Raw genomic sequence first — 20,417 nt, 5'->3', positions numbered from 1 at the left:
GTTTAGTTGTGTTTTGTAATTATATCTCCAAGCTCTGACGAAGTCATAAACTCCGCATCTGGCCATCTTTTCATTATTGTAGTAAGCAGTTCTTTAAGCTGTTTTAAATTGTTATCGCGGTTAGCACTATCCAAACTGCCTATATAATTAACTCTATGAGAACTTATAACTGCTGGTTTCTTCCATTTAAAAGCCAACTCTATCTCTGCAAGACATCTGTTAACTTCATTTCTTGATGAACCCGAAGGTTCAAAAAAGGCATTACGGGTTATATAAGTTTGCTTATGCTTATTTTGTTTTCCTACGTGTCTGAAATGCTTTTTAGTATTCCCTTCTCCAAGCGGCTCATTCTGTATTTTAGGAGATGACATATATACTATACCTCCATCGGCTGCCACCTTTTCAAGCTGATTGTTTAAAGGACCGTTAGGCGGAACAAAAAACTTGGCTTTACGACCATGTAGTTCTTCAAAGAGCCTTAACCCGTCTTTAACAATTTCTTTTTGTTCCTCCAAATCTTTAGCATACTCTAAATCAAAAGCCGCCTGAAAGCCAATCCCTGATTTTCTGTTGTAGCCCCATATACCGTGTTCAAAGGCTAGTAAAGCTTCTTTATCTCCAGCTTGCAACGCCCTTAGCCATGCTTGTATATTTAAATGCTCACGCCCGTGAAATTCTGGCACAAAAATATTAGAGTTATAGCCTTCACTCCAAAGCGGGAATGTATTTTCTCTGTTATATTTTTCTAAAGTTTTGGTAAATGGTTCATAGTAATAATTCTCGAAACCACTCTCTTTTATTTTATCAAAATCAGGATTTGCCGATAGGCTAACCGCAGTTATTTTTGCTGCATTATTATTTTTATCTTTAACATTCTTCAATGTTTCAAATAAAAAAGATAAGTCTTCTCGAGAAGCAAGCGTATCATATTGATTGTATCTTGCTCCTGCTCCTTTACCAAGTGTAACACCTGCACTAACCAAATCTTGGTAAGATTTTGAAGACGACATTCTGATACTTCCCCAGTCATCACTCTCTATTACAACAATTTTCCTGTTACTGCGCCAACCTGGCAAGTTCGAAAGGTTTTTTACTAATTTTGCTAACATCTAATTTATATTTTTAAAATATTTCACCCAAAAATTCACGTATCGATATATTAAGATCTTCACTTACCCATCCTACAAAAGGCATCCCTAATATAAATACGCTTGTAAATACTAAAAAATCTGCAATAAAAAACACCATTTTAGGTAAAAAAATGAGTACGCATATCCATTGAAAAAATTTTGTTAGTTGTGGGCTTAGCATTGTATTTTGCTGAAATGCCCCTCTTGCCGTCATTAAGGCAACAGTAGCAAGTATATAGATAACCGCATTTGCCATAGTACGACTATAAAAGGCATACGAAAACGTACCGAAATTGGCTAAAGTGGCTGTTAATAAACCTGCTGTTAGCAAGCCTGCTTCAACGGGTGTCATCCGCTTTCGGTAAAATCCTCCTAGTATCAAAAAAAGGGCAAAGGCATGACCTCCATAGTATACAGCATCTGTTTTACCATAACGGGCATACCATACTGCATTGGATTTTTCTCGCCTTTCCAAAATAGGATCTATAGATTCGCCGTACTCATTCTGCCTGTAATATGCTCCTACTTTCTCTTCCGCCAGAGAATTGTCTTTAGATACATCTAAAATTCCACCTGGATTTAAAGTTGTGAAAAACGAGAGTATATATAGTCCTATTACTGCAAAACTGGGTATTTTTTTATAGTATAATGATGCAAATATTGGCAGAGAAATTACTAAATAGGCAAAGTGTACTAAAGGTGCAGCAAGCATTAAAAACAGATATTTTTTGTTTTTTGTTTGATGGTAGCCTAAAACCCCATTAAATAATATCCACATTCCAGTCCACGTCCTAACGGTTTGAAAGCTAGTAACACTACGGTGTATGATAAATAAAAAAGCAACTGATAATAATAATAATGTAACCTTTCGGGTACTGTCCCATTTTAAAATTTTGGACATTGCCATTACATAAAAGTAACCATAAATTCCAGCTACTATAGGGAAAAATATAGCCTTAGTTCCAACTATACCCGCAGAGAAAAAAGCTAAACAGTGTACGTAAACATCATTGGGTGAATTTGGCAAAGGGTCGAGCATTAAGATATGCTTTAACCAGATGAAAAACTCCGAAAAGGACATATTGGAATAATTGTCCAATAATGCCATGTATACTGCAGCATCAGATTCTGCTCCGTATTTTAGTAATGATCCGTATAATATAAAAAACAGAATTATGATTAATTTTCTGTTTTGCCATGATAAATATTTAACACCACAAAACAATCCCATTAACGGGGAAATGAACAATAATAATATCGATAATCCTTTGGTCTGGCTCTGCTTCATTATTATAAGGTGCCTGCTTGAGTTTTATTTACCCAACAAATACTTAACAAGATATTGTAAATTATTAATAATCAGTTTAAATCTGTTTACTTTCTTTTTGGTAACGTACGCGTAAGCAACATTGTATTTGGGCAATATACCCTCTGTACCAAAATTTTCTTTAAAAATTGTTAGTGTTGTAGCTCTTGCTTGCTCGTATTTATCTTTATTATCAATAAGTTCCTTAACGTTTGATAAATTCTCTTTTAATGATTTATCGCTTGCTATATTACGCTCTGAAAAGTTATTTTTAAAGAAATCTTTAAAATTGTCTTCGTTTATTAGTATTGGCTGGTCTGCATTAGATGCTGGTGCTAATGATGGTACTCCTAACGAAGTTGCTTCCATAAAACTTCTACCTGTACCTACTACAAAATCGGCTAAATATAAAAAGTCCGAACCTTTAGCAGCTCTCTCATCTGTAATAAACTTTACTGGTAGTTTACGTGTTTCGGCTTCTTCTTTAAGTTTCGCAAACCTATTTTTATCTTGTATCCTGCCTACTACTATAAGCTCTACAGGATAGTGTTTACCTAACTCTTCTACCAAGTTATAGGCTGATTTTAAAGTGTGCTCGTAAGCACCTCCTAAACGACTTACCCTTACAAGCGTAATTTTGTCTTTAGCTTTAGTTTCTTTTCTTTGAGATTCTTCTAATAGTTCAAGCTTTCTTACTCGGTTAGCTATCAAAAATATATCATCATTATTATAGTTAGCACTGTTAAAAAACCATTCTTGGTTCTCGGTACTAAATACAACAATAGCATCTGCGTGCTGATAGTTTGCTTTTAGCGGATTTCTACCGCCACATTTATTTAATACTATTGGCACTTTGTATAGTGCCGATAATGTAATTACCCTGTTTAGTGAGTTTGTATCAAAACAATGTATAACGTCTGGCATGAATGTTTTTTTCATTGCCTTAAGTTCTGCATTAAAACCTGAAAGACCTTTTAGCCCTTTGCTGATTTTTATATGTTTTTCGAAATAGGGGTTGCTTGCAATAACGGGGCTAGTGGCAGAACCTAATGTAAGTATTTTAACATTATGTTCTCTTGCCATTTCGCGGCTAACTTGATTTAAAGAGTTATAGTGTCCTCCAACTCCATTTCCACCATCATTAGATATTAGGAAGAGTATATTCATAGCTATTTAAATAATTCGTTGTTCAATTTCAAGATCCACACCATATCGTTCTTTAACCTTTGCTTGTACATGTTTTACTATATTAATAATATCCATACCTGTGGCATTATCAATATTTACAATAAAGCCTCCGTGCTTTTTAGAGACTTCTGCTCCACCTATTCTGTAGCCTTTTAGTTGCAATTCGTCAATCATTGGTCCTACATAATGCCCTGGTGGTCTTTTAAACACACTACCTGCATTTGGGTATTCTTTTGGTTGCTTTGCCCATCTTGCTTCTTTAATGGTTTCCATTTTACTTCGTATATCCGCAGCATTACCAGGCTCCAATCGTAACCAGGCTTTTAAAACAATTTTATTTGTTTCGCGCTGAAATAAACTATTTCGGTACTGATAACCAATATCTTCTTTATATATTTCCTTAACCGTCATATCCTCTAAGTCAAGGTATCTAACTTTTACTAAAATATCTTTTATTTCTTCGCCACTTGCTCCAGCATTCATAACTACAGCACCTCCTAAGGAGCTAGGAATGTCGTAAAATATTTCAACACCTGATAAAGAGTTCGCTAATGCAAACTCACTAAGATCTTTAGTATTTGCGCCTGATTCGCAAACAATTATATTATCTTCTTCTAGCTTTATACCTGAATAGCTTTCACCTACAATAACAAAATCTAAATCGTAGTTTTCTTTAGCAAAAATGATGTTGTATCCGCCTCCAATAATTATTTTAGATTCGGGTGTATCACTAAAAACTTCTATAAAATCCTTTTCATCACTAGGAAAAAAAGCACGTTTACAAATTGCTTTAATACGGTAGCTATTATAATTTGTCAGGTCAAAGTTATGCTCTACTTTCAATGTATTAATTTTTAGGTTAGGTTAATATGCTATTGATTTGCCGTTTTTGATTTAAAATCTTCCTTTACTTTTTCAAAGAAAATAATATCTTCCTTTAATTCTTCTTCTAACATTTTTCTAGTATCATCTTTCATCTTAGGAGGACGAACCTGCTCTCTAAACAGGTTAACAATCCTTCTACCAACAGGTACTAAACCTATTTTTTGCAGAAAAGCAGAAAACAGTACTACGGTATGGTTTGTTGGTATTTTTGCTGGATTTCTAGGTAATTCGGAAAAGTTTAATTCCTCTACGTTATTTATTTTATTTAAGCCTAAAAACTCTAACACAACATTTACGGTTGGTTTGGTATTTTTTACTAACGATTCAAAATCCAGAATTAAAAGATTTTCAGCAGGAACTAACTCTGTTATTTCTTTAAATTGTGCATTATACCTGCTACGCTCCATGTAAGAGTAGTGTTTTAAGTGGTGGTATGACTTTTTAATAAGTTCTGGCTCTTTGGCAATTGCTTGCTCAAATTTTCTAAATTCTCGTCCCATACCATATTGGTGCCAGTATAATGAGTACGCTCTGTCTATGGGGTGACGTAATATGAATATTAATTTTGTATCTGGGTTGTGCTCCATTATCCTCTTTACACTACCTGGATTAAAATTACAATCGGCAGAGGTTTGACCAATTAGCTTACCTGCCTTTTTATCTGCCATTGCACCATCAAAAAGACTAAGGTACCACTCTTTGCCACGTTCAAAAATTCTATCGTCATCAAAATAGGCATGATCCATATTTCGATCGATGATTTTTACTTGTGGATGATTTTGGAGTAAATTATGTAAAAATGTTGTGCCACTTTTCATAACTCCGCCTAATATAAAATCTGGAACCATATATTATTTTGTTTTTGCTGGAATACCTATTGCTGTTGCGTTATCTGGAACATCTTTGAGTACTAATGAGAATGCGCCTACTTTTGCGTTCTCTCCTATAGTTACACCTCCTATGATTTGTGCCGAACTGAAAATTTTTACGTTTGACTTTACATTTGGATATGACATTGTTGCCTCTCCTTTACTACCAAAGGTTACATGCTGCCATATCTTAACATTATCTCCTATAACAGTTCCTACTCCTATAACAATACCTATAGGGTGCGGAAAACTAATATTTTTGCCTATTATTGCCTGGTATGATATATCACACCCGTATTTTACTAACTGTCTTTTTTTAAGGTACAGTAATATAATATTTACAATAAAGTTTCTTCTTTTAGCCAAATAATAGCCTAACCTGTAATTTAATGTAAGCCTAAAAGATACATTGAAAAGGAATGTTAATGCCTTACGGTGGATACTTCTTGATCCACAATGATGTAAGTCGCTATTTATCTGCTTTAAGAGTCCCAAGATGCTGTTATTTTAAATTTTTTAATTTTTCTTCCAGGTTTTCGTAACCTCTGTATATTTGCCAGTCATCCTCAATAATAACCTCTTCATCAGTAGTCATACCAGCTAATAATAGTGCTATACCTGCGCGCAAATCGAGCGCACGAACTGTACCGCCATGTAATGGGTTACCTCCATTTATTACAAGCATATCTCCCACTACTTTTGAGTCTACACCTAGTTTTGCTAACTCTTCAGCATATGCATATCTGCCTGGGAAACGTAAATCTACAATCTTAGTTTCTCCTTTTGACATTGCCCCGTACACTGCAAACAAAGGTTGCATATCTGAGTTTATACCAGGGTAAGGTCCTGTACTAATTTCTACTGGATAGGCTGTTCCGCCTTTAACAATAAGGCTGGTTTCACCACGGTAAAACTTCATACCGCTTTCTCTTAAATATACCAATGGTACTTCTAGGTGCTCGTAAGGGAAATTTTCTATCTCTACCTCGCCATTGGTAATAACAGAACCTATTGCCCATGTTAATGCCTCCATATTATCTGGGATAACAGCATGCTTGGTTCCTGATAGATAATCTACACCCTCAATTTCTATTGAACGTTGACCGAATACGGTTATTTTAGCTCCCATTTTATTCAACATCTCAATCAAATCCATAATTTCAGGTCTGATATGCGGGTTGTATAAAACTGTTTTACCTTTTGCTAGGGACGATGCTATAATGGTATTTTCTGTTGCACCTGTAGAGCGCATTGGTAAATGTATCTCATTACCTATTAACCTGCCTCCTTTTGCTTTAGCACAAAGGTAGTCGCCCTCTTCCCATACTTCTGCTCCAAGCTTTTCAAGTAACATAACATGTAGGTCGTACTTTCTTTCGCCAAGTTTACAACCTCCTGGCAATGGTACTTTACCTTCGCCGTAACGTGCTGTAAGAGCTCCTAATATTAAAAGTGTATTTCGTATAGAACGCTCATCCCAAATAAGCTGTGTTTTTATATTTTCTTGCCCTTTGGCTATAGATACGGTATCGTTAGCCGATACTACTACCTTGCCCAATGCCTCTAGCATTTTTAGGTGTACTTGCACATCCAAAAGTCCGTTAGGAAAATTAGTCAAGTAAAGGGTATCCTCTGTTAACAGGGATGCTGCTAATAAACGAAGTGAACTATTTTTTGCGCCACTAACCTTAACAAGGCCATTTAACTTAGTTCTTGATATAGATAATGCCATAATTTATTATCGTTTAAATTTTGATATTTTTTGGGTTACTGATTTTAAAGTACTCTGAATAACAGAATAGCTTTCATGTTTTATTAATTTTAAGAAAAGTACGTCACATAATAAAAATAGTGTTGCATATATCCATACATTAACATACTCTCCGAATAAATGAAAAATAAGAATAAATACGCCAAAAATTAAATTCGGTATAAGTATACTTTTCATTTGCTTTGCAAAATTCAAATCTAATCTTTTGTGTACCACAAATGAGTATACAAAAAATACTGCTGTTGATGCGCCTACAACGGCTATAGCAAACTCCACTACACCAAACCATATACCAAATACTATTGGTGTAAGTTTTAGGAAACGCTGTATGAGTCCTATTTGAAATTTTAGTTTGGAATGGCCTTTTGCTAAAACAGCTTGCGCCATCATACCAACATGAGGGCTTGTAAGGGCAGCGAAAAGTAATATTTGAAAAAATATAATACTTGGTCGCCATTTATCTCCTAAAAGTCCTATTATAATTTGTTCTGACAGGAAGTATATAGGTCCTACTAAAAGTACTATAACGCCTGTTACAATATTGAATGCTTTGTAATATGCTCTTTTAAATCCCTCTGGGTCATCTTGCAACGCACTTAAAGCAGGAAACATTACTTTACGTAAACTATTAGAGGTATATGTATCTATTTGTGCTTTTAACGATTCTGCCCTAGTGTAAAAACCTAACGTAGCAGCTGAGAAATACTTACCTATAAAGATAGTATCAATTTTATTGAATACTTTTCGGAGTGCTTGGTCAAAAAACACAAAGCTGGAATAGCCTAGTAACGATTTTACTTCTGTACCAGAAAACTCAAGTTTGGGTCGCCAACCTGTTGCAAACCATAACAAAACAGTAGATGTAAGAACAGTAAATATTTGGAGCAGTACTAAACTATAAACTCCCATACCTGTTAAGGCTCCTATTATTCCTGCTATACCACCAACTATAGTTGAAACAACACCCCTAATTGATAGACTTTTAAAGTCCATCTTTTTAGTTAGTATGGCAGATTGTACTCTGCCAAACGCTGCTATAATTGGTATTAATGCAAGATATTCTAATATTAGAGCAACTTTGGGTTCTTCATAAAAATCGCCTATATATGGTGCTGCTAATACCATTAATAAGGCTAGTACGACACTTATACCTAGGTTTACATAAAAAATGGACGAATAAACGATATCTTTTACTTCTTTCCGTTGTATTAGTGCACTGGTAAAGCCTACATCTATAAATACCTCTGTGATACTCACAAAAACGAGTGACATACCGACTATACCAAATTCTTCTGGTGAAAGAAGCCTTGCTAATATTATTGAAACAAAAAAGGCTGCGAACTGCCTGAAAAAACTTCCAGCCAAATCCCAAAAAAGTCCTTTCTTCGTTTTATTTTCGACTCCTTTACTCATAACTACCCGACAATCATGCCGGCTGCTACTGTTTCGTTAGTACCCTCGTCAATAAGGATAATACTACCTGTATTACGGTTATCACGATAAGGGTCTACCATAATACTTTGCGCAGAGCGTATTTTAATTCTGCCAATATCATTCATTGCAAGGTCTTTGTTCTCCGTATCTCTTTCGTAAGTATTAATATCTATTTTATAAACAACTTCTTTTATTATAGCACGTTGTTCATTGGATGTGTGCATTAGGGTGTACTTAGCACCTGGACGCGCAGGATTATTGTGTAACCAACATAGCATTACATCAAATTCTTGAATCATTTCTGGCTGATTGTTTTTCTTAACAATCATATTACCTCTACTAGCATCAATATCATCTTCTAAGGTTATTGCTACCGACATTGGGGCATATGCCTCATCAATATCGTCCTCTCCTGCATTTATTGATTTAATTCTTGAGGTAAATCCTGATGGAAGTACTACTATCTCGTCTCCTACTCTGTATATCCCACTACTAATTCTACCAGCATAACCTCTATAGTCAATAAATCCTTCACGTTGTGGCCGTATCACTGTTTGTATTGCAAAACGAGCATCTATTTTATTAATATCACTACTAATATGCAACGTTTCTAGAGCGTGTAGTAGTGGCGAACCATTAAACCAGTCCATTAATTCTGAGCGATTAACAACGTTATCGCCGTTTAATGCACTAATAGGAATAAAGCGAACATCTTTTACGTTAAGTTTAGATGAAAACTCTTCGAATTGTGTTACAATTTTATTATATATTTTCTCATCGTAATCTACAAGATCCATTTTGTTTACACACACTATAATATGTGGTATTTGTAACAACGAAGCGATAAAAGCATGGCGCTTTGTTTGCTCTATTACACCATGCCTAGCATCAATTAATATAATTGCTGCATTGGCTGTAGATGCACCAGTAACCATATTTCGGGTGTACTGAATGTGTCCTGGAGTATCTGCAATAATAAATTTTCGCTTGGGTGTTGTAAAGTAACGGTAGGCTACATCAATAGTAATTCCTTGCTCACGCTCATCTCTAAGTCCATCAGTAAAAAGAGCCAAGTCTACCTTACCTAAACCTTTTCGCTTACTTGTTGCTTCAATAGCTTCTAGTTGGTCTTCAAATATAGATTTAGAATCATACAGTAAACGTCCTATAAGTGTACTTTTACCATCATCAACACTTCCTGCTGTAGTAAATCGTAATAATTGATTGTTATTGATTTGCATTCGTATATTCGTTTAATTCGTTAGTAGTTATAAATTTGATACTAAATAGGTATAAGGGTAATTTGATTAAAAATAACCTTCTCTTTTTCTGTCTTCCATTGCAGATTCTGAGCGTTTATCATCAGAGCGGTTGCCTCTTTCTGTGTGGCGCATTGTAGCTACTTCGTCTACAATTTTTGCCAAGGTGTCCGCATCCGATTCAATACCTCCTGTTATGGTAATATCTCCTAAAGTTCTAAAACGAATCTTTTTGGTAACAATCTCCTCGCTACCATCGAGTTTTAAAAACTCTGATTTTGGTATCCAAGAATCATTACGCCATACTACTTCGCGCTCGTGTGCAAAGTATAATGATGGTATGGCAATATTTTCTCTTTTTATATAATTCCAAACGTCCATTTCAGTCCAGTTACTTATTGGAAAAGCTCTGAAATGTTCTCCTTGAAAATGTTTTCCGTTTAATAAATTCCATAATTCTGGACGTTGGTTTTTAGGATCCCATTGTCCAAATTCATCTCTATGTGAAAAGAAACGTTCTTTTGCTCGTGCTTTTTCTTCATCACGACGCCCTCCTCCAATAGCACAATCTACTTTGTTGTTTTCTATTGCATCTAGCAGCGTTGTAATTTGTAGTGTGTTACGAGTTGCATTTTTACCTTTTTCCTCTGCTACCCTACCCGTATCAATAGCTTCCTGTACAGAACCTACAAGAAGCTGAACTCCCATATCTCTTACTAGGTCATCACGAAACTTTATGGTTTCAGGAAAATTATGTCCTGTATCAACGTGCATTAGTGCAAAAGGAATTTTTGCAGGATGAAAAGCCTTTTTAGCTAAGTGTGTAACCACAATTGAATCTTTACCTCCAGAAAATAGTATTACTGGATTTTGGAATTGCGCCCATACTTCTCTTAATATAAAGATTGCTTCAGACTCTAATTCATCTAAATAATTTAGATAATACTTACTCATAACTTTAAAGTTCTAATTTATGCTTTACAAATGTAACTACTTTTTTTACTGCCGCCGCTACACTTTCTTTTTCTGTTTCTATTAAAACATTGGGTTGTGTCGGTGCTTCGTAAGGTGCATCAATGCCTGTGAAATTTTTTATCTCGCCAGCACGTGCTTTTTTGTATAACCCTTTAACATCTCTTTTTTCACATTCCTCAAGGCTTGTATCTACAAAAACTTCTACAAAATTGTTTGCCCCAATAATGCTTTTAACCAATTCTCTATCTTTTTGCAAAGGCGACACAAATGCGGCTACTGTAACTACGCCTGCATCTACAAAAAGTTTCCCAACTTCTGCAATTCGTCTCAAATTTTCATGACGGTCATCTTCACTAAAACCTAAGCCTTTGTTTATACCCATACGGATATTATCTCCATCTAAGGTATAGGTTTTTATACCTATTTCAAACAAAGCTTCTTCAACTTTATTGGCTATGGTTGATTTTCCTGAGCCTGAAAGTCCTGTAAACCAAATTACAAATGAGTTATGGTTGTTTTTTTGGTTGCGTTTCTCTCGAGAAACGATATAATCGTGTGCTATTATGTTATTACTCATTTCTTTTGTCGTTCAGATAAACCAAAATTTGTTCTATACCAAATACGTTCGTGTATATAATACAATCCCATTTTTGTAATTACTTCCGCAAAACCAATTTTCATACCTGTTAATGGGTTTCCAGATATAATCCATGCCAATAGCATTGTATCCATTGTGCCAAAAAAACGCCATGTTACAGCTTTGGCAATATGTCGTTTACGACTTTCTAAAACCCGACCTCCTTTTGAGAGGTTTACTTTAAACCACACACGCTCATGTATGTAGTATAAAATCATCTTTGTAACTACCTCGGCAAAACCAACCTGTAAACCAATCATTGGGTCTCCAGAAATAAGCCATGCCAACAACATGGTATCTATAGTGCCTATTATACGCCATGTAATAGTTTTGGCAATATGTCGTTTGCGCGAGTTGTCTCTCATAAAGAAACCAAAAAGTAAGGGTTTAACAAGTTTTCTTTGTTATATACCATTTCTTGTTTAGTAGTATTATCTATTACAGATAAGCCTACTGCTTTGCAAATTGCCTGACCCGCCGCTGTATCCCATTCCATTGTTGGTGCAAACCTAGGGTAAACATCTGCTTTCCCTTCTGCTACAAGGCAAAATTTAAGCGAACTTCCTTTTGATACTATCTCTATACTTTTATCTGTTTTAGTTTTAAGGCTATCAACAAAGTCTTGTGTATCTTGACTCATGTGTGAGCGACTTCCTACTACTCTTAATATATCTTCATCTGGAGTAGGCTTAATTTCTTTGGCATAGGCTATAATAGTTTCAACACTATCATCTACATTATTAAGTACCGCTCTGTATGATTTTCCTGTAGCAATATCGCCATAGTACAGCGTTTTTACAGCAGGTACATATATAACACCAAACTGTGGTGCACCATTGGTAACCAATGCAATATTTACAGTAAATTCTCCGTTTTTCTTTATGAACTCTTTGGTACCATCTAGCGGGTCTACAATCCAACAAGAAGTCCAATCTTTACGTTCGTTGTAAGGTAGTTGCTTATTTTCTTCGCTTATTACAGGAACATCTGTAGAAGATAAATAACGCATTATTACGGTGTTAGCCGCACTATCTGCCGCTGTAAGTGGCGAAGCGTCTTCCTTATAGGCAACTTCAAAATCTTTTTCATAGATTTTCATTATTGCTTCTCCTGCTTCAATACTTGCTTGTATTGCTGTATTGTATATCTGCTTCATATAAGGACTGCTTTTTGTATGTTATTTAATTATGAACGAATTTTGGATGCTCATTTATGCCGTACTTCGCAAAAAATTAAGCTGCAAATATAAAACATCCAACAGAATAGTTTTGTACTATTTATCTAAAACAAGTTTAACAAAACATTAATAAGTACTTTTTATACTAGTTTTGTATGTTGTAATAGGTTTTATACCAATCTACAAATCTTTTAACTCCTACGTCTATTCCCGTAGAGGGCTTATAATTGAACGATTTTTCAAGTCCACTAGTATCTGCCCATGTTTTCTCTACATCTCCTGGTTGCATTGGCAAATAATTTTTAGCTACTGTTTTATTGGTAACTTTTTCTATCTCCGAGATAAAATCCATTAGTTTAACTGGCTGGCTATTGCCTATATTGTATAGTTCGTATAATGGTGCATTAGCATCTCCCTCTTCAAGCAGTGTTGCTACAACCCCTTGTACAATATCATCTATATAGGTAAAATCACGCGATAGGTTGCCTTCGTTAAACACCTTTATTGGTTTGTTGTTAAATACTGCATCTGTAAATAAAAACATTGCCATATCTGGTCTTCCCCACGGGCCGTATACTGTAAAGAAACGAAGTCCTATGGTTTTTATACCAAACAGGTGGCTATAGGTATGTGCCATTAACTCGTTGCTTTTTTTGGTAGCAGCATAAAGGCTTACTGGATTATCTACGTTATCATCTGTAGAGAAAGGTATTTTATCGTTTAAGCCATATACACTAGAGCTACTTGCATATACTAGTTTTTTAACGTTAAAGTTGCGGCAAGCTTCTAGTATGTTTATAAAACCAACAATATTGCTATCAATATACGCATGCGGATTTTCGATACTATAGCGTACTCCTGCCTGAGCTGCTAGGTTACAAATACTATCAAACTGCTCTGTTTGGAACAAATTATTAATAGCTTCTTTATCTTCCAGATTTAGTTTTATGAATTTGAACTGGTTACTATGTTTACTACCCGAAAGTAATTTGCCGTCCTCTACGTTTTCTATACCAAGCTGGCTTAACCTGGCAAGTTTCAAGTTAACATCGTAATAGTCGTTAATACTATCTAAACCAACTATTGTATGACCTAGTGATAGCAGTTTTTCGGATAAATGATATCCTATGAAACCTGCTGCACCAGTTACTAATATTTTCATATTTATATAATTAATCGTATTAAATAAAAGTACTATATTATTATAGAGGCTGCGATGTTAAACGCGACTTATTTTAATTTAAAAAGGCGTTACTTACCAATGGCAGTAAACACAAAGCCTTTACTACGCATTTCTTCTGCATCAAGAACATTTCTACCATCAAAAACAAATGCTGGTTTTTTCATGTTCGCATATATTTTATCCCAGTCGTAATTCTTAAATTCATCCCATTCTGTTAGTATTGCAATGGCATGTGCATCTTTACAAGCCTCGTAAGGATTGTTAACTACAGTAACACTTTCTCTATTCTCATCTGGTGTTCTTGTTGCTAAATAATCAAGGTCTCTAAAAATTGTTTGCTCTTCTACCTTAGGGTCGTACACTGCAATATTTGCTTGCTCAAACAATAAATCATCAGCTACGTATATTGCTGCTGATTCACGGGTATCATTAGTATCTTTTTTAAATGCCCAACCTAAAAACGCTATTTTCTTTCCTGAAACGGTATTGTAAAGTGTTTTTACAATGTTAGCCGCAAAACGTCTTTTTTGGTGGTCGTTCATTATAATTACTTGCTCCCAATAATCTGCCACTTCGTTTAATCCGTATGACTTAGCAATGTAAACAAGGTTTAAAATATCTTTTTGGAAACATGAGCCTCCAAATCCAACTGATGATTTTAGGAATTTAGGACCAATACGGCTATCCATACCTATGGCACGTGCTACTTCGTTAACATCTGCACCTGTTTTTTCACATAGTTCAGACATTGCGTTTATTGAAGATACACGCTGCGCCAAGAATGCATTAGCAGTAAGTTTTGATAACTCTGACGACCATACGTTGGTAGTAAGTATTTTATCTTTAGCTATCCAATTAGCGTACACATCTACAAGTGCTTCTATAGCCTCTTGTCCTTTTGCATCAGTATCACCGCCTATAAGAACTCTATCTGGAGCCAATAAATCGTCAATAGCAGTACCCTCAGCCAAAAACTCTGGGTTAGAGAGTATTTGGAACTCTACACCGTTACCCGTATTGTCTAGTATGTTTTTAATTGCCTCAGCAGTTCTAACTGGTAATGTAGATTTTTCTACTACAATTTTATCGTTTTTTGCTACAGCAGCAATTTGTCTTGCACAAAGCTCTATATATTTAAGGTCGGCAGCCATACCCTTACCCAAACCATAGGTTTTTGTTGGGGTATTTACAGATATAAATATCATTTCTGCCTCATCGATAGCTTTTTCTACATCGGTAGAGAAAAACAAGTTTTTACCTCTTGCCGACTTTACAATTTCATCAAGTCCTGGCTCATACACAGGTAAATTATCTGTATTCTCATCGTTCCAATCCGCTATACGTTGCGCATTAAGATCTACAATTGTAACTTTAATATCAGGACACTTGTGAGCAATAACAGCCATTGTAGGTCCTCCTACATATCCGGCGCCGATACAACAAATATTTTTTATCTTCATTTTATTTTCTTATCCTAATATGATTAATGCATTATAGTCTGCCGTCTGCCGCAGTACCTAAAATACCTTTAACATCATATACTACACTATTTTCTTTTCGTACGGCACCAAAATCCATGTCTGCAAATTCTTTATGAGATACACCCAATACTATTGCATCAAATTTGTCGTTCGGCATCGTGTTCACTGTTGTTAATCCATATTCATGCTCAACTTCAGAGCTGTTTGCCCATGGGTCAAATATAGTTACAGCTATACCGTACTCTTTTAGTGCTTTAATAACATCTACTATCTTAGTGTTACGTACATCAGGACAATTTTCTTTAAATGTTATACCCAACATTAAAAGATTGGAGCCATTTACTATAACACCTTTTTTAATCATAAGTTTCACTACCTGAGAGGCAACGTATTCGCCCATACTGTCGTTAAGCCTTCTTCCTGCAAGAATTATTTCTGGATGGTAGCCTACTTCTTGTGCTTTTTGTGCAAGATAGTATGGATCTACACCTATACAGTGCCCTCCTACTAATCCTGGTTTGAAAGGAAGGAAGTTCCATTTTGTACCAGCAGCCTCAAGCACGGCATGCGTATCAATATCCATACAGTTGAATATTTTTGCCAATTCGTTTACAAAAGCAATATTAATATCGCGTTGCGAATTCTCTATAACTTTTGCCGCTTCGGCTACTTTAATAGTTGGCGCAAGGTGCGTACCCGCTGTAATTACCGATTTGTAAAGGTTATTTACCTTCTCTCCTACATCTGGTGTAGAACCAGCGGTAACTTTTAATATTTTTTCTACAGTATGTTCTTTATCACCTGGATTTATTCTCTCTGGAGAATATCCTGCAAAGAAATCTTCGTTGAATTTAAGTCCGCTAACACGTTCTAATACAGGAACACATTCTTCTTCAGTAACCCCTGGATATACGGTAGATTCGTAAATAACAATATCTCCTTTTTTAAGTACTTTGCCAATGGCTTCGCTTGATTTGTATAGTGGTGTTAAATCTGGTCTGTTGTTTTTATCTACTGGAGTAGGAACAGTAACTACGTAATAGTCGCAGTCTTTAATATCGTCTAAATTTGTACTACAATATAGACCTATTTTTTGTGCAGGGGTAGCAACTAATACTGATTTTAAAAGATCGTTCTCTACTTCCAGTGTACTATCTACACCTGAATTTAATTCATCAACTCTTGGCTGATTGATATCAAATCCTACTACAGGGTATTTTGTTGCGAACAATCTTGCCAATGGCAACCCTACATACCCTAATCCTATTACTGCTATTTTCATTAATTATCTACAATTTAAACGATTACTTAAAAAATTATTTCAGATTTTCCCAATACCATTGTACAGCCTGTTCAAGACCTTGTTTTATAGAAAATTGAGGATTGTAATCCAGTAAAGTCTTAGCTTTATCAATACTAGCTAGTGAGTGTGGTATATCTCCAGCACGGTTAGGGCCGTGTACTACATCTACCTCTGCAATTTTAGCATCATATTTTGATAGGAACTCTTTTAAATAACCAATTAGGTCGTTTAACGTAGTTCTATCACCATAAGCAGTATTGTATACTGTATTTACAGCTTCTGGGTTATCGGTAGTCATTGCCAATTCATTCATGTGAATAACATTGTCAATATAAGTAAAATCTCTCGAATAATTTCCGTCACCATTTATCACAGGACTTTCGTGCTTCATAAACTGCATTACAAATTTTGGTATTACAGCAGCATATGCACCATTAGGGTCTTGGCGTCTGCCAAATACATTAAAGTACCTAAGCCCTATTGTTTGCATGTTGTATGTTTTACCAAATACATCGGCATAAAGCTCGTTAACGTATTTAGTAACAGCATAGGGAGATAGTGGTTTCCCTATTTTATCTTCAACTTTTGGTAACGATTCAGAATCGCCATAGGTAGATGAACTTGCAGCGTAAACAAAGCGCTTTACCCCAGCATCTCTGGCTGCTATAAGCATATTCATAAAACCTCCAACATTTACATCATTACTTGTTGCTGGGTCTTTTATAGAACGTGGTACAGAACCAAGTGCGGCTTGATGAAGTACGTAATCTACACCTTCAGTAGCTTTTTGGCAATCAGCCAAATTACGAATATCACCTTCAATCAGTTTGAAGTTTGGGTTAGACAAATAATTCTCAATATTTTTTCTGTGTCCTGTAGCAAAATTATCTAAACAAACTACTTTATAATTTTTACCCAGAAAGTAATCACACAAATTAGAACCTATAAATCCAGCTCCTCCTGTTATAAGGATTTTCTTATCAATCATATTATCCATTACTGATATTAAAATTTACATTTGCCTCAAATTCAAGCCACAAATATATGTACTTATATTTTAACATAATATTATTTATCCTAATAATGTTATATTTTTTGAGGGATTATTGTTTACATTAAATTAACATTAATCTAACTAAAAAGCATAAGATATACTAACTACTTTTTAGTGAATTTTCGAAAGGAACACGCTGTATTATACTCCTACCTAAAGTTACCTCATCAGCAAACTCCAACTCATCACCCACGGCAATACCTCGTGCTATGGTAGACGTTATTATGTTACAATCTTTTATCTGTTTATAGATGTAGAAATTGGTTGTATCGCCCTCCATTGTAGAGCTAAGCGCAAAAATGAGTTCTTTAATAGCTCCCTGCTTCACTTTTTCTACCAATGCATTTATGGTTAGTTGGCTTGGTCCTATGCCATCTATAGGCGATATTTTACCTCCTAAAACATGGTAAAGCCCCCTAAAAAGCCCTGTATTCTCTATCGCCATTACATCTCTTACGTCCTCAACAACGCAAATAAGTGTTTTATCTCGTAGTGGATTAGCACACAATTCACAAACATCCGTATCCGATATATTATGGCATTGTTTACAAAACTTAATTTCTTCACGCATTTTTTTTAATGCCTCTGCAAGATGTTGTGTGTGTTCGGTAGGTTGTTTAAGTAGGTGCAATGCAAGCCGCAATGCGGTACGCTTGCCAATACCTGGCAATTGCGATATCTCGGCTACTGCGTTTTCGAGTAATTTTGACGACATTTCCATAACAGTGCAAAGGTAGTAAAGTAGTGCAATAGGGAAATAGGTAATTGTACCTAAAAAAGAACTTTTATAGTTTTTTGATAAAATTTTCAGTTGTTTTGTATTTTAACTTAACTATGTATGGAGCCAATAACTATTCTTGCTATTATCATTGTTTATTTTGGAGTATTGATTGTAATATCAAGGCTGGTTAGTAGTAAAGATGGTAGTAACGATGCTTTTTTTAAAGCAAACAAAAACTCAAAATGGTACTTGGTGGCTTTTGGGATGATAGGCACAGCACTATCAGGCGTTACTTTTATATCGGTACCTGGCGAGGTAGGTTCGCCCAACGGTGAGCAGTTTAAGTACTTTCAGTTTGTTTTGGGTAATGCCATTGGGTTCATCATCATAGCCAAAGTACTTTTACCATTGTACTACAGGCTTAACTTAACCTCTATATATAGCTATATTGAAGAGCGACTTGGCTACTACAGCTACAAAACAGCGGCCATGATATTCCTGATAAGCCGTACTATTGGCTCGGCATTCAGGCTTTATTTGGTGGTTATTGTATTGCAGCGTTATGTTTTTGATGATTTTAATGTCCCATTTTGGGTAACGGTATTACTATCGTTATTACTTATTTTTTCGTACACGTATAAAGGAGGGCTAAAAACTATAATTATTACCGATACATTACAAACCTTCTTTTTGGTAGGCGCGGTACTCTTTACCATTTACTTTATTTGCAATAGTCTTGACTTGAATTTTGTAGAAGCGTTTGACACTGTTAAAGAAAGTAGCTACTCTAAAATATTCTTTTTTGATGATTTTATGGGCAGTCGCTACCATTTTGTGAAGCAAATACTCGGCGGAATTTTTGTTACGATAGCCATGGTAGGGCTAGATCAGGATTTGATGCAGAAGAACCTGAGTTGTAAAAACATTGGCGAAGCCCAAAAAAACATGTTCTCCTTTACAGGAATATTTGTAATTATAAACCTGTTTTTTCTGGGTGTGGGAGCACTCCTTTATATTTATGCTGAACAAAATGGTATTGCAATACCTGTAGATGAGTTGGGCAACGCACGTACCGATTTGCTTTTCCCAGAAATTGCCTTTAAGCATTTTGCAATTATTCCATCGGTAATATTTTTATTGGGTTTAACCGCCGCTACGTTTGCTACTACCGACTCGGCACTTACGGCACTTACAACTTCTTTTTGTGTTGATTTTTTAAATATGAATAAAAAAACCAACGCATCCACCCCTACTGTAATACGCACACGGTATTGGGTACATATTACCTTCTCGTTACTATTATTTTTAGTAATACTAGTTTTTAATGCATTAAATGATGCATCGGTAGTGAGTATGATATTCAGGATAGCGTCCTATACCTATGGTCCGTTACTTGGGCTTTATGCTTTTGGTTTATTGCTAAAACAAAAAACAGTACACGATAAGTTTGTACCGTTTATATGCATAGCATCGCCATTGCTAACGTTAGCATTAAGTTTAAACTCAGCAACTTTATTTGGTAATTATGTTTTTGATAACGAACTTATTATTGTTAACGGACTTATTACCTTTATACTGTTGCTCTGCGTAAGTAAAAAAAGAGTGCTTAATACTGGTTTGTTGTAAGCATTACAAGGGTACAACCTACATCTACCATTATATTATTTTCTTGGAGTAATTTATAAAACTCTGGGTTCTCGGTACCTGGATTAAAAACAACGCGCTTGGGTTGCAAACTTATAATATAGTTATAGTATGGTTTTTGGCGTACAGGGTTTAAATACAAGGTAACAGTATCTACACCTTCAAACGGTACTTGTTCCTTCTCAATAGTAATACCATCAACATTACCCTCTTTTTTACCAATAGCTACTACGGGCTGGTTATATTGTTGTAACATTTTTATAGCCTTATTCGCGTAACGGTCTGGGGCTGTAGAAGCACCCATTACCAGCGTTTTTTTTGTTGTACTCATAATTTAATATTTGTACATCAAAGTTAGTAAAAGCAACTGGTTTGTATTTTTACTTTAAGGTAATAATAA

Annotated in this window: 20 protein-coding genes; 1 reads left to right on the top strand and 19 read right to left on the bottom strand. The window is 35.4% G+C overall.

The window, feature by feature from the left end; translation table 11 throughout:
• Positions 1–2 precede the first annotated feature (2 nt).
• The 18 genes from K1I41_RS06895 to recR form a co-directional block, all read right to left on the bottom strand.
• Positions 3–1,109, bottom strand: a complete 1,107-nt coding sequence (locus tag K1I41_RS06895; protein ID WP_220639645.1) for a polysaccharide deacetylase family protein — start codon at positions 1,107–1,109, stop codon at positions 3–5.
• A gap of 13 nt (positions 1,110–1,122) precedes the next feature.
• Positions 1,123–2,418, bottom strand: a complete 1,296-nt coding sequence (locus K1I41_RS06890) for an EpsG family protein (RefSeq protein WP_220639644.1) — start codon at positions 2,416–2,418, stop codon at positions 1,123–1,125.
• Positions 2,419–2,442: 24 nt separating this feature from the next.
• Positions 2,443–3,603, bottom strand: coding sequence for a glycosyltransferase family protein (locus K1I41_RS06885; protein ID WP_220639643.1), 1,161 nt, complete (start codon positions 3,601–3,603; stop codon positions 2,443–2,445).
• A 6-nt stretch (positions 3,604–3,609) separates the two neighbouring features.
• Complete coding sequence (gene murB / locus K1I41_RS06880) at positions 3,610–4,476, bottom strand: UDP-N-acetylmuramate dehydrogenase (protein ID WP_309508968.1); 867 nt, start codon at positions 4,474–4,476, stop codon at positions 3,610–3,612.
• A gap of 20 nt (positions 4,477–4,496) precedes the next feature.
• Positions 4,497–5,357, bottom strand: a complete 861-nt coding sequence (locus K1I41_RS06875; protein WP_220639641.1) for a sulfotransferase family protein — start codon at positions 5,355–5,357, stop codon at positions 4,497–4,499.
• A 3-nt stretch (positions 5,358–5,360) separates the two neighbouring features.
• Positions 5,361–5,873 carry a serine O-acetyltransferase gene (locus tag K1I41_RS06870; RefSeq protein ID WP_220639640.1) on the bottom strand — a complete coding sequence of 171 codons (513 nt, stop codon included), beginning with the start codon at positions 5,871–5,873 and terminating at the stop codon, positions 5,361–5,363.
• Between the two features lie 7 nt (positions 5,874–5,880).
• Positions 5,881–7,110, bottom strand: coding sequence for a UDP-N-acetylglucosamine 1-carboxyvinyltransferase (locus K1I41_RS06865; protein WP_255566896.1), 1,230 nt, complete (start codon positions 7,108–7,110; stop codon positions 5,881–5,883).
• Between the two features lie 6 nt (positions 7,111–7,116).
• Complete coding sequence (locus tag K1I41_RS06860) at positions 7,117–8,562, bottom strand: lipopolysaccharide biosynthesis protein (protein WP_220639639.1); 1,446 nt, start codon at positions 8,560–8,562, stop codon at positions 7,117–7,119.
• A 2-nt stretch (positions 8,563–8,564) separates the two neighbouring features.
• The gene (locus K1I41_RS06855; RefSeq protein ID WP_220639638.1) at positions 8,565–9,824 is read right to left on the bottom strand and encodes a sulfate adenylyltransferase subunit 1; all 1,260 of its coding nucleotides are present in this window, start codon (positions 9,822–9,824) and stop codon (positions 8,565–8,567) included.
• 66 nt (positions 9,825–9,890) lie between these two features.
• Positions 9,891–10,796, bottom strand: coding sequence for a sulfate adenylyltransferase subunit CysD (cysD, locus tag K1I41_RS06850; RefSeq protein WP_220639637.1), 906 nt, complete (start codon positions 10,794–10,796; stop codon positions 9,891–9,893).
• Positions 10,797–10,800: 4 nt separating this feature from the next.
• A complete protein-coding gene (gene cysC, locus K1I41_RS06845; RefSeq protein WP_220639636.1) occupies positions 10,801–11,394 on the bottom strand; it encodes an adenylyl-sulfate kinase in 594 nt (197 codons plus the stop codon).
• Positions 11,391–11,819 carry a DUF2061 domain-containing protein gene (locus tag K1I41_RS06840; RefSeq protein WP_220639635.1) on the bottom strand — a complete coding sequence of 143 codons (429 nt, stop codon included), beginning with the start codon at positions 11,817–11,819 and terminating at the stop codon, positions 11,391–11,393. The genes cysC and K1I41_RS06840 overlap by 4 nt, the downstream gene beginning before the upstream one ends.
• Positions 11,816–12,610, bottom strand: coding sequence for a 3'(2'),5'-bisphosphate nucleotidase CysQ (gene cysQ / locus K1I41_RS06835; RefSeq protein WP_220639634.1), 795 nt, complete (start codon positions 12,608–12,610; stop codon positions 11,816–11,818). Before cysQ ends, K1I41_RS06840 begins: the two co-directional genes overlap by 4 nt.
• Before the next feature lie 166 nt (positions 12,611–12,776).
• Positions 12,777–13,793 (bottom strand): NAD-dependent epimerase, encoded by a 1,017-nt coding sequence (locus K1I41_RS06830; protein WP_220639633.1) that lies wholly within the window; start codon positions 13,791–13,793, stop codon positions 12,777–12,779.
• Between the two features lie 89 nt (positions 13,794–13,882).
• Positions 13,883–15,274 carry a UDP-glucose 6-dehydrogenase gene (locus tag K1I41_RS06825; RefSeq protein WP_220639632.1) on the bottom strand — a complete coding sequence of 464 codons (1,392 nt, stop codon included), beginning with the start codon at positions 15,272–15,274 and terminating at the stop codon, positions 13,883–13,885.
• 31 nt (positions 15,275–15,305) lie between these two features.
• Positions 15,306–16,577: a nucleotide sugar dehydrogenase gene (locus tag K1I41_RS06820; protein ID WP_220639631.1), complete on the bottom strand. Its 1,272-nt coding sequence runs from the start codon at positions 16,575–16,577 to the stop codon at positions 15,306–15,308.
• A 34-nt stretch (positions 16,578–16,611) separates the two neighbouring features.
• Complete coding sequence (locus tag K1I41_RS06815; protein ID WP_220639630.1) at positions 16,612–17,595, bottom strand: SDR family oxidoreductase; 984 nt, start codon at positions 17,593–17,595, stop codon at positions 16,612–16,614.
• Positions 17,596–17,752: 157 nt separating this feature from the next.
• Positions 17,753–18,373, bottom strand: a complete 621-nt coding sequence (gene recR / locus K1I41_RS06810) for a recombination mediator RecR (protein WP_220639629.1) — start codon at positions 18,371–18,373, stop codon at positions 17,753–17,755.
• Between the two features lie 117 nt (positions 18,374–18,490).
• Between recR and K1I41_RS06805 the strand changes: the two genes are divergently transcribed.
• Positions 18,491–19,999, top strand: a complete 1,509-nt coding sequence (locus tag K1I41_RS06805; protein WP_220639628.1) for a sodium:solute symporter — start codon at positions 18,491–18,493, stop codon at positions 19,997–19,999.
• Here the strand turns inward: K1I41_RS06805 and K1I41_RS06800 are convergent.
• Entirely contained in the window at positions 19,980–20,348 is a 369-nt protein-coding gene (locus K1I41_RS06800; RefSeq protein ID WP_220639627.1) for a CoA-binding protein, read from the bottom strand. The two genes, K1I41_RS06805 and K1I41_RS06800, sit on opposite strands and share 20 nt — an antisense overlap.
• Positions 20,349–20,417 lie beyond the last annotated feature (69 nt).

The sequence above is a fragment of the Flavobacterium litorale genome, from assembly GCF_019613795.1.
Lineage (GTDB): Bacteria > Bacteroidota > Bacteroidia > Flavobacteriales > Flavobacteriaceae > Flavobacterium > Flavobacterium litorale.
The sequence above is the reverse complement of the archived record's forward strand: the minus strand, read 5'-3'. Positions and strand labels throughout refer to the sequence as shown.

Excerpts from the sequence above, each read along its gene's own strand:
- K1I41_RS06895 (WP_220639645.1), bottom strand. The coding sequence starts at position 1,109 with ATGTTAGCAAAATTAGTAAAAAACCTTTCGAACTTGCCAGGTTGGCGC.
- K1I41_RS06890 (WP_220639644.1), bottom strand. The coding sequence starts at position 2,418 with ATGAAGCAGAGCCAGACCAAAGGATTATCGATATTATTATTGTTCATT.
- K1I41_RS06885 (WP_220639643.1), bottom strand. The coding sequence starts at position 3,603 with ATGAATATACTCTTCCTAATATCTAATGATGGTGGAAATGGAGTTGGA.
- K1I41_RS06875 (WP_220639641.1), bottom strand. The coding sequence starts at position 5,357 with ATGGTTCCAGATTTTATATTAGGCGGAGTTATGAAAAGTGGCACAACA.
- K1I41_RS06865 (WP_255566896.1), bottom strand. The coding sequence starts at position 7,110 with ATGGCATTATCTATATCAAGAACTAAGTTAAATGGCCTTGTTAAGGTT.
- K1I41_RS06860 (WP_220639639.1), bottom strand. The coding sequence starts at position 8,562 with ATGAGTAAAGGAGTCGAAAATAAAACGAAGAAAGGACTTTTTTGGGAT.
- K1I41_RS06855 (WP_220639638.1), bottom strand. The coding sequence starts at position 9,824 with ATGCAAATCAATAACAATCAATTATTACGATTTACTACAGCAGGAAGT.
- cysD (WP_220639637.1), bottom strand. The coding sequence starts at position 10,796 with ATGAGTAAGTATTATCTAAATTATTTAGATGAATTAGAGTCTGAAGCA.
- cysC (WP_220639636.1), bottom strand. The coding sequence starts at position 11,394 with ATGAGTAATAACATAATAGCACACGATTATATCGTTTCTCGAGAGAAA.
- K1I41_RS06840 (WP_220639635.1), bottom strand. The coding sequence starts at position 11,819 with ATGAGAGACAACTCGCGCAAACGACATATTGCCAAAACTATTACATGG.
- cysQ (WP_220639634.1), bottom strand. The coding sequence starts at position 12,610 with ATGAAGCAGATATACAATACAGCAATACAAGCAAGTATTGAAGCAGGA.
- K1I41_RS06830 (WP_220639633.1), bottom strand. The coding sequence starts at position 13,793 with ATGAAAATATTAGTAACTGGTGCAGCAGGTTTCATAGGATATCATTTA.
- K1I41_RS06825 (WP_220639632.1), bottom strand. The coding sequence starts at position 15,274 with ATGAAGATAAAAAATATTTGTTGTATCGGCGCCGGATATGTAGGAGGA.
- K1I41_RS06820 (WP_220639631.1), bottom strand. The coding sequence starts at position 16,577 with ATGAAAATAGCAGTAATAGGATTAGGGTATGTAGGGTTGCCATTGGCA.
- K1I41_RS06815 (WP_220639630.1), bottom strand. The coding sequence starts at position 17,595 with ATGGATAATATGATTGATAAGAAAATCCTTATAACAGGAGGAGCTGGA.
- recR (WP_220639629.1), bottom strand. The coding sequence starts at position 18,373 with ATGGAAATGTCGTCAAAATTACTCGAAAACGCAGTAGCCGAGATATCG.
- K1I41_RS06805 (WP_220639628.1), top strand. The coding sequence starts at position 18,491 with ATGGAGCCAATAACTATTCTTGCTATTATCATTGTTTATTTTGGAGTA.
- K1I41_RS06800 (WP_220639627.1), bottom strand. The coding sequence starts at position 20,348 with ATGAGTACAACAAAAAAAACGCTGGTAATGGGTGCTTCTACAGCCCCA.